The 13,577-nt window shown below is 63.1% G+C and carries 19 protein-coding genes; 8 read left to right on the forward strand and 11 right to left on the reverse strand.

Features of this window, described 5'->3' with window-relative positions; genetic code table 11:
• The first annotated feature begins 18 nt into the window (after positions 1-18).
• The 3 genes from Q0X62_RS05205 to Q0X62_RS05215 are packed head-to-tail and all read left to right on the forward strand — an operon-like array spanning position 19 to position 2,477.
• The gene (locus tag Q0X62_RS05205) at positions 19-1,011 is read left to right on the forward strand and encodes a hypothetical protein (protein ID WP_297732436.1); all 993 of its coding nucleotides are present in this window, start codon (positions 19-21) and stop codon (positions 1,009-1,011) included.
• A 3-nt stretch (positions 1,012-1,014) separates the two neighbouring features.
• Positions 1,015-2,004, forward strand: a complete 990-nt coding sequence (locus Q0X62_RS05210; protein WP_297732438.1) for a peptidoglycan -binding protein — start codon at positions 1,015-1,017, stop codon at positions 2,002-2,004.
• A gap of 14 nt (positions 2,005-2,018) precedes the next feature.
• On the forward strand, positions 2,019-2,477 hold the full coding sequence (locus tag Q0X62_RS05215) for a hypothetical protein (RefSeq protein WP_297732440.1): 459 nt from the start codon (positions 2,019-2,021) through the stop codon (positions 2,475-2,477).
• Positions 2,478-2,696: 219 nt separating this feature from the next.
• Here the strand turns inward: Q0X62_RS05215 and Q0X62_RS05220 are convergent, their stop codons facing one another.
• Positions 2,697-3,005: a CcdB family protein gene (locus tag Q0X62_RS05220; RefSeq protein ID WP_297732442.1), complete on the reverse strand. Its 309-nt coding sequence runs from the start codon at positions 3,003-3,005 to the stop codon at positions 2,697-2,699.
• The gene (locus tag Q0X62_RS05225; protein ID WP_297732444.1) at positions 3,006-3,278 is read right to left on the reverse strand and encodes a type II toxin-antitoxin system CcdA family antitoxin; all 273 of its coding nucleotides are present in this window, start codon (positions 3,276-3,278) and stop codon (positions 3,006-3,008) included.
• Positions 3,279-3,477: 199 nt separating this feature from the next.
• On the opposite strand from Q0X62_RS05225, the gene rpmE reads away from it, so the two are divergent.
• Complete coding sequence (rpmE, locus tag Q0X62_RS05230) at positions 3,478-3,696, forward strand: 50S ribosomal protein L31 (protein ID WP_297732446.1); 219 nt, start codon at positions 3,478-3,480, stop codon at positions 3,694-3,696.
• Positions 3,697-3,782: 86 nt separating this feature from the next.
• Here the strand turns inward: rpmE and Q0X62_RS05235 are convergent, their stop codons facing one another.
• Together Q0X62_RS05235 and Q0X62_RS05240 are read right to left on the reverse strand one after the other, a co-directional pair.
• Positions 3,783-4,310 carry a DUF1465 family protein gene (locus Q0X62_RS05235; RefSeq protein ID WP_297732448.1) on the reverse strand — a complete coding sequence of 176 codons (528 nt, stop codon included), beginning with the start codon at positions 4,308-4,310 and terminating at the stop codon, positions 3,783-3,785.
• 79 nt (positions 4,311-4,389) lie between these two features.
• On the reverse strand, positions 4,390-4,587 hold the full coding sequence (locus Q0X62_RS05240; RefSeq protein WP_297732449.1) for a DUF1192 domain-containing protein: 198 nt from the start codon (positions 4,585-4,587) through the stop codon (positions 4,390-4,392).
• A 61-nt stretch (positions 4,588-4,648) separates the two neighbouring features.
• Between Q0X62_RS05240 and Q0X62_RS05245 the strand changes: the two genes are divergently transcribed.
• Together Q0X62_RS05245 and Q0X62_RS05250 are read left to right on the forward strand one after the other, a co-directional pair.
• Positions 4,649-5,635: an NAD(P)H-quinone oxidoreductase gene (locus tag Q0X62_RS05245; protein ID WP_297732451.1), complete on the forward strand. Its 987-nt coding sequence runs from the start codon at positions 4,649-4,651 to the stop codon at positions 5,633-5,635.
• A 168-nt stretch (positions 5,636-5,803) separates the two neighbouring features.
• On the forward strand, positions 5,804-6,472 hold the full coding sequence (locus tag Q0X62_RS05250; RefSeq protein ID WP_297732453.1) for a cell cycle transcriptional regulator TrcR: 669 nt from the start codon (positions 5,804-5,806) through the stop codon (positions 6,470-6,472).
• A 79-nt stretch (positions 6,473-6,551) separates the two neighbouring features.
• On the opposite strand, the gene Q0X62_RS05255 is transcribed toward Q0X62_RS05250, so the two are convergent.
• The 3 genes from Q0X62_RS05255 to Q0X62_RS05265 form a co-directional block, all read right to left on the reverse strand.
• Positions 6,552-7,358 (reverse strand): SDR family NAD(P)-dependent oxidoreductase, encoded by an 807-nt coding sequence (locus Q0X62_RS05255; protein ID WP_366946109.1) that lies wholly within the window; start codon positions 7,356-7,358, stop codon positions 6,552-6,554.
• Positions 7,359-7,460: 102 nt separating this feature from the next.
• Positions 7,461-8,327, reverse strand: coding sequence for a tetratricopeptide repeat protein (locus Q0X62_RS05260; RefSeq protein ID WP_297732456.1), 867 nt, complete (start codon positions 8,325-8,327; stop codon positions 7,461-7,463).
• Between the two features lie 91 nt (positions 8,328-8,418).
• Complete coding sequence (locus Q0X62_RS05265) at positions 8,419-8,607, reverse strand: DUF465 domain-containing protein (RefSeq protein ID WP_297732458.1); 189 nt, start codon at positions 8,605-8,607, stop codon at positions 8,419-8,421.
• A gap of 87 nt (positions 8,608-8,694) precedes the next feature.
• On the opposite strand from Q0X62_RS05265, the gene Q0X62_RS05270 reads away from it, so the two are divergent.
• The gene (locus Q0X62_RS05270; RefSeq protein WP_297732460.1) at positions 8,695-9,282 is read left to right on the forward strand and encodes a UbiX family flavin prenyltransferase; all 588 of its coding nucleotides are present in this window, start codon (positions 8,695-8,697) and stop codon (positions 9,280-9,282) included.
• An 8-nt stretch (positions 9,283-9,290) separates the two neighbouring features.
• On the opposite strand, the gene Q0X62_RS05275 is transcribed toward Q0X62_RS05270, so the two are convergent.
• From Q0X62_RS05275 to Q0X62_RS05290, 4 genes are read right to left on the reverse strand one after another with little or no spacing between them, the layout of a single operon-like run.
• Positions 9,291-11,171: a VWA domain-containing protein gene (locus Q0X62_RS05275; protein WP_297732462.1), complete on the reverse strand. Its 1,881-nt coding sequence runs from the start codon at positions 11,169-11,171 to the stop codon at positions 9,291-9,293.
• 9 nt (positions 11,172-11,180) lie between these two features.
• Positions 11,181-12,170 (reverse strand): hypothetical protein, encoded by a 990-nt coding sequence (locus Q0X62_RS05280; RefSeq protein WP_297732464.1) that lies wholly within the window; start codon positions 12,168-12,170, stop codon positions 11,181-11,183.
• A gap of 1 nt (position 12,171) precedes the next feature.
• Complete coding sequence (locus Q0X62_RS05285) at positions 12,172-12,558, reverse strand: hypothetical protein (RefSeq protein ID WP_297732465.1); 387 nt, start codon at positions 12,556-12,558, stop codon at positions 12,172-12,174.
• Positions 12,559-12,566: 8 nt separating this feature from the next.
• Positions 12,567-13,043 carry a hypothetical protein gene (locus tag Q0X62_RS05290; RefSeq protein ID WP_297732468.1) on the reverse strand — a complete coding sequence of 159 codons (477 nt, stop codon included), beginning with the start codon at positions 13,041-13,043 and terminating at the stop codon, positions 12,567-12,569.
• Positions 13,044-13,350: 307 nt separating this feature from the next.
• Here Q0X62_RS05290 and Q0X62_RS05295 point away from each other — a divergent pair, with 307 nt between their 5' ends.
• Positions 13,351-13,563 carry a DUF465 domain-containing protein gene (locus tag Q0X62_RS05295; protein WP_297732470.1) on the forward strand — a complete coding sequence of 71 codons (213 nt, stop codon included), beginning with the start codon at positions 13,351-13,353 and terminating at the stop codon, positions 13,561-13,563.
• Positions 13,564-13,577 lie beyond the last annotated feature (14 nt).

Here is a 13,577-nt window from a genome sequence, read left to right on the forward strand (position 1 = left end):
CTTTAACAAGGGGTCAGCATGCCCGTTCTCAATTCCGATCAGGATATCTCCCAGGCACCCAGCGTCCGGTTCACAGGGCCGTGGCGCTATATCATCTGGATGGCCGTCTTCACGGCCGGTGTGGCGGCTCTGGGCCTGTTCCTGTTCGAACCACTGGACGCTGCCTTCCGGGCCAATCCGGCGATCAATGGTCTCATCCTGGGCGTGCTGGTCATCGGCGTGCTCTACACCTTTGCCCAGGCGCTGGGGATCGGTCCGGCCGCGCGCTGGCTGGTCCGTTTCCGCTCGGCTGAGGACCCGGCCAGCCTGCCCAAGCCGCCCGCCCTGATCGCGCCCATGGCCTCGATGATCTCCCAGGCCGATGGCCGGGTTTCACTGTCGGCTGGTTCGGTACGCACTGTGCTCGACTCCGTCGCGGCGCGGATGTCGGAAGCGGGCGCCTTCACCCGCTATTTCGGACGCCTTCTGATTTTCCTCGGCTTGCTCGGCACATTCTGGGGTCTGCTGGAAGTTGTCGGCGCCGTCGGGGAGGCCGTTCGTGCCGTCACCGAGAGCTCGACCGGCGGCGAAGCTGATGTGATGCGGCTGATGTCGGCCATCGAGGACCCGATCCAGGGCATGGGCACGGCCTTTGCCTCCTCCCTCTTCGGTCTCGCCGGCTCGCTGGTCATCGGTTTCCTCGACCTGCAGGCCAGCCGCGCCCAGAACCGCTTCTACAACGAGATCGAGGAATGGCTGTCCTCCATCTCGCGCCTGGCCGCGGCCGGTCCGAACACCGGCGATGATGGCGAGGTTTCGACCGCCTATGTCGGCGCCCTCCTTCAGCAGACCGCCGAGACGCTGGACCGGCTCTCGCACACGCTGGAGCGCAATTCGCGGCAGATGGACACCACGCTGCAGCGCTTTGCCGAGGACAGCCGGGCCAGCCAGGAAGAGGCCATGCGCGCCTTGCGCGACGAAATCCGGGTTTTGATCCGGGCCCTGCAATCGCGGGAGCGGGGAGGGGAATAGGCCATGGCCTCGCCGCGTTTCGCGCGTTTCCAGGAAGCCGATAATGGCGATCACTGGCCGGGCTTTGTCGATGCCCTGGCCACGCTCTTGCTGGTCATCGTCTTCCTGCTGTCGATATTTGTCGCCGGCCAGTTCGCCCTGTCGCGTGCGCTCACCGGGCGCGACGAGCAGCTCGCCGCGCTCAATGCCCAGCTCGCCCAGCTGGCCGATGAGCTCGCCCTGACCCAGGAAGAAAACGCCGAGCTTGAGCTGCGCGTGTCCGGCCTCGAAAGCGAACGCGACGCGCTGAGCGATGCGCTCGCCATGGCCGGCACCCAGACCGCCGCCCTACAGGCCGAGCTGGATGCCGAGCGCGAATTGTCCGAGGAGAGCCAGCGCGCCCTGATGATGCTCAATCTGCAGATCCAGGCCCTGCGCGACCAGATCGCCACGCTCAATGCCGCCCTGGATGCCGCGGAGCAGCGCGCCGAGGAGGCCGAGGCCCAGGTCATCAATCTGGGCGAACGCCTCAACGCGGCCCTCGCAGAGCGCGCCGCCGAGCTGGCCGTCTACCGCTCCGACTTCTTCGGCCGACTGCGCGCCATTCTCGGAAACCGTACCGGCGTACGCATTGTCGGCGATCGTTTCGTCTTCGAAACGGACGTGCTTTTCCCGTCCGGCTCGGCCGCCCTGTCCAATGAGGGCCGCGAAAGCCTGCGCCCGATCGCTGATGCGATCATCCAGCTGACCGATGAAATCCCGGACGATCTGGAATGGGTGATCCGCATTGACGGCCACACAGACCCGGTCCCGATCCGCACCACCTATCCCTCCAACTGGCACCTCTCCGCAGCGCGGGCGATTTCGGTGGTGAACTGGATGGAGCAATTGGGTGTCCCGTCGGATCGCCTGGTGGCGGCTGGCTTCGGTGAGCATTATCCGATCGTGGAGGGCCGCAGCGCGGAGGCGAATGCGCGGAACCGGCGTATCGAGCTGAAGCTGACGGCGAGGTAGGGGTGCACCCAATATTGTATTATATTGTTCTTTCGGTCTTTGGTTCCGCTATTTATACCGATCAATTTCCGGATATAAATTATGTGAAGCTCCTTTTGGAGGCTTCTATGTTCTATTTTGTTTATGCATATCCGGCGGCTTTTGTTGTATATAAATATAGTCAGAGTATCAATGTTAAGTTGATATCCTTTTTTCTGTCATTTGGTGTTTTGGTAAGCGTGGCGGCGCGGGCTTTTGTATCTCTTGAAGAGCGTGACGATCTAATCTTGCTTGATGGTGTGGGTGGCCTATTGGGGGTTGCTAGCCTGTTCTCGCTTTTGGCATTGGCAGCAGACCGTCTCCGCAGTTCGCACTTTGACGGTTGGGGGGAGATTGGTCGTAGAGGCCCCATCTTAGTTTTCCTGTATGTTCTCGCCGGCTCGATCACCTATCATAGTCTCTACCAAGAGCGCCCCGAACGGGCCGGAGTTTAGGTCGGCCCTAGGCACTTTCTCCATCGCTCAGACCTGCTCATAAATCACTTGTCAGCCAGCGGGCCGTATTCGGTTCTTGAGGTCAAGGGCGGCGTAGCCGCCGCTTCGCGGTTAAACCCTTGAGCTGAAGAACCAGATACGGCTTTCTCTCGGCAAGGGATGCATGGCCAAGAGTGCGCCGGCGCGTAGCTATTCAAAAGCTGGACCAGCCGCCCGCTCTCAATACCCCTGAAAGAGAAAGTCCATCGCCGCCGTGATTGTGTCGCGGTGTTCGGCTTCGATATTGGTGACGGGCGTCCCGAGCAGGCGTGTGGGGACCATGGCGATGTCGGTGGTCACCAGGACGAAGTCTCGCCCCTCGATGTCGAGAACGGGCATCAGCCGGTCGATAGTCTCTTGCCGCCCGTCCTCTACCGGTACCAGCGGGATGCCGACCCGACTCTCCAGTTCGCCGAGCAGGCTGGACTGGACATCGACCAGCCAGGACGCTGGACGGCCGGTGGGACGATAGACGTCGAACCGCGCCATCTATTTCCCGCCCGGCTCATCCGGTTGCGCCCACCACGGCGTGCCAAGGAGGGGCCCCTCCCGGGCAATCCGCTCATTATGCGCCTTGATCGCGTCGCGGTTCTCTTTCAGCCAGCGGCGCCCCTTTTCCTCGCGGATGGCAGCCTCGATGCCCGCCTCGGCGGCGCGGGAGGTGTTCAGGCCCAAGGCCTTGGCTTCGGCCATCACGTCTTCGCGGACGGTGAGATTGGTGCGCTTGCGGCGTTCGGCTTGCGGATATCGCGGTTCGGACATGGTCAGGCTCCGGTGTATGTATGATTATACACACACTTATTGCCATCTCAAATCCCAAACGGTGGCCCGCCATGTCAGACTCCATGCCCCGCTTGCCATGGCTGGTATCTTCAGCTACTAGCCCCGCTCCTGAGTTTATATGAGCTGCGTGCGGGGCAACGTAATCCCGTTGCGCGGCGGACAAGAGAAAGCCGGACCGATGAAAAAGGATACCCATCCCGATTATCACATCGTGAATGTTGTGATGACCGACGGAACCACCTTCCAGACCAAGTCCACCTGGGGCAAGGAAGGCGATACGATCAATCTCGACATCGATCCGACGTCGCACCCGGCCTGGACCGGCGGCAATCAGCACCTGCTGGACCGCGGCGGCCGCGTTTCGCGCTTCAAGGACAAGTTCAAGGGCTTCGCGTAAGCTTCAGAACGTCCTTCGCGACAAAAGAAAAGGCCCGCTCCGAATGGAGCGGGCCTTTTTCCGTTCTGCCGTCGGCGCTGCGTGTCCTAGCGCTGGCCGAAGGCGCCGCGCAGCATCGCCATCTGGTCGGCGACCGGATTGGCGTCCGGCTCGATCACGCCGTCGACATAGAGATTGTCGTCAATCCGCTTGAGACGATCATAGAGCGAGCGTGAGCGGCGCACGAGGTCGCCCAGCACGGCCGGCGGGGTCTCGCCTTCCGGCCAGAGATTTTCGCTTGGGCGGTCCGCGGACAGGCGATACTTGCCGTCGGTCGCGAGCTCGGCCGACATTTCACCCTCGGCGACCGCGCGCTGTGCCAGCAGCCAGGAGGCGGCCTGCATCAGGCGAGTGGTGAGTTTCATGCTCTCGGTCGCATAGGACAGGGCGCCGGCGCGGTCGAGCGCCTTGGAGTCGTCCCGACCCGGTCCGTCCAGATAGCTGGCCGTCTCTTCAACCAGATCCATGCCCTCGCGGAAGAGTTTCTGGAACATCTCCGAAGCGGCAAAGTCCTGGGCCCGGGCAGCAGGGGCGCCGCCGGCGGGAAAGAGGGTCGGTGTGTGACTATCGGTCATTGCGCGTCCAATCAGGCGTCGATCACGGATTACGAGCGAATCGTAGCAAGGCTCGGGCCAGTCTGACCAAAGAGTTTGATCAAAGCTTAAACACGGCGTCCGCTGCGTTCAGTCCGGCCTTCTTTTCTTCAGTGATAACGTCGATGCGGCGGATTTCCGCTTCCAGCAGGCTGCGCCGATCGGCCAGATCATCCAGCGAAAGTGCGCTCAGATCCTCGCCCGGGATGATGCCCTGCTTGGCGCGCTGGCTTGCGATGCTTTCCTCATCATGGAACATGGGGCGGCCTCCACATCTGGTTCTCAGGCATGGAGGGTAGCGCGAGAGAAGGCAAAATCCCATGACCGAATCGGCCCCGAACCGCATCGTGATCGCCAAGGAGCCCGGCGGGCCTGATGTGTTGGCCGTGGTGGAGCGGCCTGTGCCGACACCCGGACCGGGTGAAATCCGCATCCGCAATGTCGCCCGCGGTATCAATCGTCCCGATCAGATCGAGCGGCTGGGATTTTATCCCGCACCGCCCGGCGCACCGGAAGGTTTGGGCCTGGAAGTCGCCGGTCATGTCGACGCGCTGGGTGAAGGTGTGGAGGGTTTCGCGATCGGCGATCCGGTCTGCGCCCTGGTTGCGGGCGGTGGCTATGCGGACTGGTCAGTGGCGCCGGCCGGGTCGGTCCTGCCAGTTCCGGACGGGGTCAGCGTGGCGGATGCTGCCGGGTTGCCCGAGACCGTCTTCACCGTCTGGACGAATGTATTCGAGATCGGCGCCTTATCGCAGGGCGAAACATTCCTGGTTCATGGCGGGACAAGCGGGATCGGCTCGACCGCGATCCAGATGGCCAAGGCGGCGGGCGCCCGCGTCATCGCCACAGCCGGTACGGCGGACAAGGTCGCCCTTTGTGAGCGATTGGGTGCGGATATCGCCATCAACTACCGCGAGGCGGACTATGAAACCGTGGTCAATGAGGCCGGTGGCGTCGATGTCATCCTCGACATGGTTGGCGGGACTTATGTCCAGAAGAATATCAATTGCGCCCGGATGGGCGCACGGATCGTCTCCATCGCCTTTCTCACCGGCAGCCGGGTCGAGCTTGATCTGATGCGCGTCATGTTGAAGCGGCTCACCCTGACCGGCTCGACCCTGCGCGCGCGCCCGATCGAGGAGAAGGCCCGACTGGCCGCCGCCGTCCATGAAACCGTCTGGCCCTGGATTGCCCATGGCAAGCTGGCACCGGTCATCGACAGTCGCTTTGCCCTCGACGATGTCCGTGCGGCCCACGCGCGTCTGGATTCCGGCGCGCATGCTGGAAAAATTCTTCTCACGGACTGAATTGTGCGCAGGGGCCCGCTTTCCACGGCCCGGCGTCTGCGTTATAAAAGACACAAATCGCTGGATGGTGCAGACCTTGCCACCAGCGTCGGAAGCCCAAGCCCGGCCGCCGCGTCGGGCTTTTTTTGTTTTTCTGCCCTGTTTGCCATTCCCCTGGGAGCTGAGACCATGACCGAGATCCTGATGCCGAAAGCCACGGCTGTCTGGCTCGTCGACAATACCTCGCTGACCTTCGATCAGATCGCCGATTTCTGCGGCCTGCATCCGCTGGAAGTGAAGGGCATCGCCGATGGTGACGTCGCCGTTGGCGTGCGTGGCGCCGATCCGATTTCCAATGGTCAGCTGACCCGCGAAGAGATCGAGAAAGCCGAAAATACCGACACCTATCGGATGACCGTCGTGAAGCCGAAATATTCCGAGCTCCACCAGCCGGCCAAGCGTCGGGGGCCGCGCTATACGCCGCTTTCGCGTCGCCAGAATCGTCCGGACGCGATCGCCTGGCTCGTCCGCAATCACCCGGAACTGGCCGATGCCCAGATCTCCAAGCTGATCGGCACCACCAAGACGACGATCCAGGCCGTGCGCGAGCGCAGCCACTGGAACTCGTCCAACATCAAGCCGACCGATCCGGTGTCGCTGGGTCTTTGCACCCAGATTGACCTGGACGAGCAGGTCAAGAAAGCGTCCTCGCGTCGCCGCAAGCTCGAGGAAGAAAATCCGGAGCTGCTGACCGACACGCTCAAGGCCCAGGAAGACCTGCATCAGGCCGAAGACAAACCGGTCCAGGAGGCCGAGATCGATTTGGAAACCCTGTTTGGTGGCAACAAGTCAGAATAGCCGGCTTCACACCCGACACGAAAAAGGCCTGGAACCGATCGGTTCCAGGCCTTTTTTGTTCGCGGGAGGGGCGCCCGGATCAGCCCTTGGGCACGGTGTAATTCATCGCCAGGCGACCGCCATCGGCATAGATCGTCGTGCCGGTGATGTAGCTGGCATCCTTGGAGGCGAGGAATGAGGCGACCGAGGCGACCTCGTCGGGGTCGCCGATCCGCTGCAGCGGGGTGCGCGACATGATCTTGTCCATTGCCTCGGGATTGTCATTCACCGCCTTGAGCACATCAGTGTTGATACTGCCCGGTCCGATCGCATTGACGCGAATGCCGTATTTCGCCAGCGAGAGCGCCATCGATTTCGTCATCTGATTGATCGCACCCTTGGTCGCGCAATAGGCGAGCTGGTCGGGGATCGCCATGACGCCGTTGACCGAGGACATGTTGATGATGGCATAGCGGCGGCGCACATCTTCGGCGCGCTCGCCATCTTCCTCGATCTGGTCGACCATCTGGCGGGCCGCTTCCCGGGCCACCAGGAAGGCGCCGCGCAGATTGACGCCCATCACCTTGTCAAAGTCCGCTTCGGAGAGATCAAGGATATCGCCGCTCGCGACAATGCCGGCATTATTTACCAGCACATCGAGCCGGTTGAAGGTGGAGCGGGTCTCCGACAGGAGATTATTGACCGAAAGCCGGTCCGCGACATTGCAGGATACGAAAAGCGCCTTGCCCTTGTCCGCTCCGAGCTCGTCAGCCAGGGCCTGGCCGGCATGGGTGTCGATATCGGCAATGACCACATGACAGCCATCTTCAGAGAGGCGCCGGGCGCAGGCCTTGCCGATGCCATTGGCCCCTCCGGTTACGATTGCGACGCGATCACCCATGCTCATTCCTCATTGCCGCCGCGCCTGCGCGCGACCACCAGACGCTGACCTTGCACAGGCCGGGGCGGCTGGCAATCCATCGGCGAAGCTGCGGCTTTCAACCCGGGCTCAGGGATTGTGGGTGCGCTCATAGTCTTCGGTAATCTCCGGATCGTCCGGCGACAGCTGCCAGGCGCGGCGATAGAGGGGCAGGGCCTCATCCATCCGACCCAGGGCTTCCAGTGCCGCGGCATGGGAATGGACGATGGCGCCGACATCCGGCTCGGCCGCCACGGCCTGCTCGCACAGCGGTAGGGCCGTAGCGGCGCGGTCATCCTGAATCAGCGTCCAGCACAACATGTTCAATGCGTTCCCATCGGCCGGGTCCAGCTCGACAGCCCGACGCGCATCGTCGACGGCCGGACCGGTCATGCCGACATCAAGGAAGGCGCCAGCCCGGTTGATCCAGGCGCCGATCCAGTCCGGTTCGAGGCGAACGACGTGATCAAATGCGACAACGGCTTCCGCGTCACGGTCGAGGGCCTGATAGACGACACCCAGTGAAATCTGGGTGAGCGTGTCATCCGGAGCGGCGCGCGCTGCCAATGTCAGGTCAGAGAGTGCGCCATCATACTGGCCCAGCTCCGAGCGCGCGATGCCTCGATTGCGGTAGAGGGTCGGCTCGACCATGCGCCCGCCGCGTGTTTCGACAATGGCGAAAGCGAAATTATAGGCTTCCAGGGCAGCCTGGTAGTCTTGCTGTGCCAGCAATGCCGCGCCGAGGGCGGCATACACGGCGATCTCCTGATTCATCTCCAGCTCGGCCGCGTCGAGGCATTCGCGCAGAAGACGGGCGGCTTCCTCATGATCGCCCAGATCCAGCGCGGCACTTCCGGCCGAGCAGGATGGCGTCTCGATCCCGGTCTGGGCCTGTGCCGGCGCCAGGCTGACGGGCAGTATGAGGGCGAGGGCGGCCAGGGCGGCGGGAAAACGCATCAACGACTCCGTGATATCCAGATTTTCAGTGTAACGCGCAAAAAGGGCGGCCCGAAAGCCGCCCCACAGATAATTGCTCTGTTGTAATCCGCTAACCCGTGAGGGGCTCGTGCGCGGATAGTCGCAGACTTTCTATCTGCTCCTTGAGCTTGAGCTTTTGTTTCTTGAGCCGCGCCAGTTCCAGGGAATCCGCCGACGGGTGCTTCTTGACCTCGTCGATTTGTGTATCCAGACGCGTGTGTTTAGCGTCGAGCTCACGGATGCGGGCTTCGATGGGCATGGAGACGTCTCCCTCTTGTGAAGTGGAACCTCGATTGAAGCAGGTTCCCGCATTATGTCTACTCACGAAACGTTTCGAGGTTAGAAGATGGTGAAGCCGGATCGGATGATTGTCGGGGTGTCGGGCGCCTCCGGCATCATCTATGGCATACGGGCGATGGAGGCGCTGAAGGCGCTGGGCATTGAGACCCATCTGGTCGCCTCGAAGGCCGCCGAGATGACGCTGGGGTATGAAACCGAGTTTTCGATCAGGGACTTCCGGGCCAAGGCCGATCATGTCTACAAGATGCCGGATGTCGGTGCGCCGATCGCCTCTGGCTCGTTCGCGACCCGCGGCATGCTGATCGCGCCATGCTCGGTGAAGACCATGTCCGAGATCGCCACGGGCGTAACATCGAGTCTCCTGACCCGCGCGGCCGACGTTGTTCTCAAGGAGCGGCGACGCCTTGTCTTGATGGTACGCGAGACGCCCTTCCACCTTGGACATCTGCGTACAATGGAAGCGCTGACGGAAATGGGAGCCGTGATTTGTCCACCGCTGCCCGCCTTCTACGCGAAGCCGACCTGCATTGATGACCTGGTCGATCAATCGGTTGGCCGGGCGCTCGATCTGTTCGGTCTTGACTGGGACGGCACAAGGCGCTGGGGCGAGGACCTGGAGGGTGGACGGCGCTAGCGGGCCGACTATTCCAGCGTCAGGCGAGTGACATCACCGGCCATGACATCAACCCCGGTCTCGCCGCCATTGCCCCATCGGATGACATAGTGGCCAGCGGCCAGCGTCAATAGCTCGCCGGAGCGGGCTGTGGCAATGGCTTCACCGCTGACCGGATCGACCACTTCATAAGGGCCGGTTACGGCGCGGGTCAGCGCCGCGATCAGCTCGGCCTCGTCCGCGGCGCCGAAATAGTCGCCGCCGCCACTGGCGGCCCAGGCCCGGAATTCGGCTTCCAACGCGTCATCATCGATAGCGAAGCCGACGATATTGACGCGAATGTCCCAGCCCCGATCACGCAGGCCCTGGATCGCCGCGGCCGCATCGCCGGAACAGGTCTCCTCGCCGTCGGTCAGCACGATCAGTATGCGTTTGCCGGCCGCGCCGGCGAGGTCACTGGCCGTCAACTCGATTGACCGACCGAGCGGCGTGCGGGCGAGGTTCATGGCGTTGATGCCAGCGATCACGCCGCTCGCGGTCGCCGGGTCAAGCGGCGCGAGCGGGATTTCCAGGTCGGTGCGGCAGCTGTCGGGTTCGCGATGGCCGAACACCCTCAGGGCAAAGCCCGTCCCCTCGGGGATCGCGTCATTGACCAGTCCGGTCAGCGTGTTGCGCGCAATGGCGATGCGACGCTCTGTGCCGACTCGTTGGAGCATCGACCCGGACGCATCGAGGATCACGCCGACTGCATCCTCGGGTCCGAGCGCGGCGCGCCCGTACTCGACCAGCAATTGCCCTGGCTCCGCCGGTGGCGGCAACACGGAGATCGCCCGCCGCGCCATCTCCCGGCCACCCCGGGTGAGGTAGATGAGCGTGTAGTCGCCCGGCTCGGCCGGTGCGCCGATCACCACATTGGGGGTATTGGGATCGATATAGCGAAAGCTCGCCAGCGCGCCGCTGGCATCGCGCATATCGATACGGTCGCCCTGATTTCCCGTTCCCGACCAGATTGCGGTGAACTGTTCGTAAGCCCGGGTTTGATCCGGTGCGCCGAGATCGATATGGGCCGCGACCACTTCAATGGGCGTGCGACCGATGACGCGCCCGCCGGAGACATAGACGATGTCATAGGATCCCAAAGTTTCGGAAGCGGTCAGAATGGCATTGTCATCCGCGCCTGCATTGCCGACATAGGTATAGCTGGCCCCGGCCAGGGGCTCGCCATCGCGCGCGGCAAAAGTGATGCGGTCCTGACTGTTCTCCGGTCCGACCCAGCCAACCCGGACGGGGCCGCCCTGGAAGACCTCCGTCGGCGCGGACAGGGTCGCCTCGATGCCGCCGACTTCGATCGGCGTGCGCGCGAGGATGGTTGAGCCGCTCACATAGACAAGGTCATAGCTGCCCGCGTCTGCCGGCGCGCGCATGGAGGCCGGGCCGCCGCGCAGATTGCCGACATAGGCATAGCTGGTTCCGCGTATCGGTTCGCCATCCCGTGCCGCAAAGGTCAGGCGGTCGCTGCGGCTCACCGGCCCGGTCCAGTCGACGCTGACCGCCTCGCCGGCGCTCACCGCGGCCGGAGCGGAGATGGAGGCATCAGGAAGTGTCACGCTTAACGGCTGGCTGGCCCGGATCTCGCCGCCCGACACATAAACCAGCACATAGGAGCCCGGCGCTTCCGGTACCATGATCATTTGTGGATTGCCTTGCAGGTAAGCGTAAGAGAGACGTCGTCCCTCACCGCTGGCCGGGCGTATTTCAAGCATGTCGCCGCGCGCCTCCGAGGCCGTCCAGTTCACCTCGATATCCTGCCGGATATGCGCGTTGCCCGGCGCTTCGATCTGCCAGGTTTGGGCCAGTGCCGGGTTCAACGAGAGCAGAAAAAGGAAACTCAGACAGGTCAGGACGCGCATGACGGGCTCCTAGGGTTCGACCAAGGTGTAGTGGTGGTGGCTGCGAAATCCGGCGCCGGCCCAATACAGGCTGTAGGCCGATTTCTCGATCCGTTCGATGGTGATGACATCGCCAGGCCCTGCAGGCAGGCCGGGGTCGCCGACATATCGGGGCAGCGCGTCGCGAGGGCCCACAGCCCAGGCTTCGATCTGGTTGAAATAGCCGGGTGAGAGATCACTGCCGGGCGGGCCGTCATCCATGCCGTGTATCGAGGTCCAGGTGCCGGCGCGGCAGATTGCGATACCGTGCTGGCCGTCGGCCTCGCGCACGATCGGCACCGCGAAGTCATGGGCATCGTCGGCGTCGAAATCACCGTTCAGCATGCGCGGCAGGACCCAGGCTTCCGGGCGATAGGCGAGTTCCAGTCCGCAGGTGCGGATCAACTCCATCTCCTCGTTGATATAGACCGGGTCGGTCGCATAGGCCTCCCGGGCCTGCTCATTCTCGCTCTTGGGCGTCATGATGCAGGCATTGAAGCGCAGATAGACCATGCGGGCACGCTCGCCCGGATCCAGATCGGCGAGGCCCAAGTCCTCAATGGAGAGCCAGCCAAGCCCGGCACTGCCAATTCTGTCAGCCGATGGATCGCCCAGCACAAAGCGGCGCTGGCGCTGGGGTGCGTTGATATCGCCCTCATTGGGCCCGGTATTGGCGGCATTGCGGAAATGCCAGCCATAGAGCTGGCGCGTATTCGTATCGCCATGCTGCGGTGGATTGCCGAGGGCGAGGTTGGTGCCGTGGGGGTCCAGAATGTCGATGTCCCACCCATGCAGGGCCGGGCTCAGCACAAAGGTCAATCCATGACCCAGATCGGCCGCGAACTGCCGGGCGCCCGCCACCTCGCCGCTGACCGCGAAAGCGTGGTGCTCGACCGAGGCCGAGCAGTCATCCGCCCGGGCGGGGCGCGACAGCATGACAGCCAGGCAGATGGCGAGCAGAAGGGTGGCGGACTGGCGCATGTCAGGCTCTGTCACCTTCGCCTGTCAGTGCCTGCCCGGTCGGCTCGGGGCGGGTTTGCGGCTGGTTGCTCGTGTCCGGCACGTCCTCATTCGCGTTCAGGACGGCTTGGCTGACAAAAACAGCCAGTCCGGCGATGGCGAGACTGCCCGCCAATGCGCAAGCCAGCAGCGCTTTCATGGGCAGGCGCACGGCGGCGATGATCGAGACCAGGAGGCCGAGAAGCCCGGCGAGCAGGCCGTAGCCCATTGCTTCGGCCGCCGCGGCCAGGCCCTGGCCTTCCGGCACGAGATATTGTCCGCCAAGCCAGGTTCCGGCCGCAAAAAAGATCAGCACCGTTGCGACAATGACGGGCAGGCTCAGTGCGATCCGGGCGAGAGGGCGCGACATCGGGCGTACTAGTTCAAGGCCGTGACGGACACCGTCGTGGTCGCCCCGTTCGGGATGAGATTGACGGATGTGGTGCGGCCCGCCTTTTCGAACTGCAGCATTTGCCCCGGCCCGCTCGGGCCGTTGGCCGCCTCGGTCCAGCCGAGCGCCGCCATCTCACTTGCATAGTATTCGGCCACTTCCTCCACCGAGCCATCTGCGAGGGCGGCGAGCGAAAAGCCCATATTGGGTATGGCATTGGCGCCATAGATGTTGAGGCCGGGATAATGGGCGATGTCATCGGGGAAGCCATCGGGCAAGTCCAGATTGGCTCCGGCCTGTGACCGGATCCCGCCGATATCCTGCTCCATGACCACTTGGGGCTCGGCGCTATCCGGTTCGGGCGGGCTCGCAGGGCTCCCGGTCCCGGTGGTCTCGCCGCCGCAGGCCGCAAGCGGCAATGCTGTGAAGGCCAGGGTCAAAGCGGCTTTCATCCATCGTGTCATGGCAGGCATCCCCGATCTCTGTCTCTGCCGACCGCGCGACGGCGGCGCGCCGGTTGAAGGACAGGCTACACGTCTTGGTCGAAATCGGTAGTGTTTTTAAGAAACCTGTTTCGCGCGGGAGCTCGCCCGACCGCCATGGAGGCGCGATTATTCGCACGTGCAGCGCTATCGGCAATTTATTTGACCGGCGAATGCCGGTATCATATGCGCTTCGCCAAACGGGCTCGGGTGGGCCGCCAGTCTTGGCGACAGGCCTGACGTCCAGGCGGCTTAGACCAGAAAAAGATCAGAAAGAGACGGCTGAGGAATGGATGGAGAAGCCCTGGACCAGCAGGCCCTGACCGAGCGGGTCGAACGCCTGCGGGAGCAGCATGAATCCCTCAATCACGAAGTCGATGCCCTGGCGGAGAATGGGGTGGTCGACCAGCTCAAATTCGCCCGGTTGAAAAAGGAAAAACTGCGGATCAAGGACCAGATTTCGCAGCTCGAGGACCAGATTACGCCCGATATCATCGCCTGACATCTGCGCGTTCG

Source organism: uncultured Maricaulis sp. (assembly GCF_947259345.1).
In the GTDB taxonomy this organism is placed as follows: domain Bacteria; phylum Pseudomonadota; class Alphaproteobacteria; order Caulobacterales; family Maricaulaceae; genus Maricaulis.

Bases quoted from the DNA above. Each gene is read 5' to 3' on its own strand.
- Q0X62_RS05270 (WP_297732460.1), top strand. From the start codon at position 8,695: ATGGTGAAGCCGGATCGGATGATTGTCGGGGTGTCGGGCGCCTCCGGC.
- Q0X62_RS05285 (WP_297732465.1), bottom strand. From the start codon at position 12,558: ATGTCGCGCCCTCTCGCCCGGATCGCACTGAGCCTGCCCGTCATTGTC.
- Q0X62_RS05210 (WP_297732438.1), top strand. From the start codon at position 1,015: ATGGCCTCGCCGCGTTTCGCGCGTTTCCAGGAAGCCGATAATGGCGAT.
- Q0X62_RS05280 (WP_297732464.1), bottom strand. From the start codon at position 12,170: ATGCGCCAGTCCGCCACCCTTCTGCTCGCCATCTGCCTGGCTGTCATG.
- Q0X62_RS05255 (WP_366946109.1), bottom strand. From the start codon at position 7,358: ATGAGCATGGGTGATCGCGTCGCAATCGTAACCGGAGGGGCCAATGGC.
- rpmE (WP_297732446.1), top strand. From the start codon at position 3,478: ATGAAAAAGGATACCCATCCCGATTATCACATCGTGAATGTTGTGATG.
- Q0X62_RS05260 (WP_297732456.1), bottom strand. From the start codon at position 8,327: ATGCGTTTTCCCGCCGCCCTGGCCGCCCTCGCCCTCATACTGCCCGTC.
- Q0X62_RS05245 (WP_297732451.1), top strand. From the start codon at position 4,649: ATGACCGAATCGGCCCCGAACCGCATCGTGATCGCCAAGGAGCCCGGC.
- Q0X62_RS05275 (WP_297732462.1), bottom strand. From the start codon at position 11,171: ATGCGCGTCCTGACCTGTCTGAGTTTCCTTTTTCTGCTCTCGTTGAAC.
- Q0X62_RS05265 (WP_297732458.1), bottom strand. From the start codon at position 8,607: ATGCCCATCGAAGCCCGCATCCGTGAGCTCGACGCTAAACACACGCGT.
- Q0X62_RS05240 (WP_297732449.1), bottom strand. From the start codon at position 4,587: ATGTTCCATGATGAGGAAAGCATCGCAAGCCAGCGCGCCAAGCAGGGC.
- Q0X62_RS05220 (WP_297732442.1), bottom strand. From the start codon at position 3,005: ATGGCGCGGTTCGACGTCTATCGTCCCACCGGCCGTCCAGCGTCCTGG.
- Q0X62_RS05235 (WP_297732448.1), bottom strand. From the start codon at position 4,310: ATGACCGATAGTCACACACCGACCCTCTTTCCCGCCGGCGGCGCCCCT.
- Q0X62_RS05205 (WP_297732436.1), top strand. From the start codon at position 19: ATGCCCGTTCTCAATTCCGATCAGGATATCTCCCAGGCACCCAGCGTC.
- Q0X62_RS05295 (WP_297732470.1), top strand. From the start codon at position 13,351: ATGGATGGAGAAGCCCTGGACCAGCAGGCCCTGACCGAGCGGGTCGAA.
- Q0X62_RS05225 (WP_297732444.1), bottom strand. From the start codon at position 3,278: ATGTCCGAACCGCGATATCCGCAAGCCGAACGCCGCAAGCGCACCAAT.
- Q0X62_RS05250 (WP_297732453.1), top strand. From the start codon at position 5,804: ATGACCGAGATCCTGATGCCGAAAGCCACGGCTGTCTGGCTCGTCGAC.
- Q0X62_RS05290 (WP_297732468.1), bottom strand. From the start codon at position 13,043: ATGACACGATGGATGAAAGCCGCTTTGACCCTGGCCTTCACAGCATTG.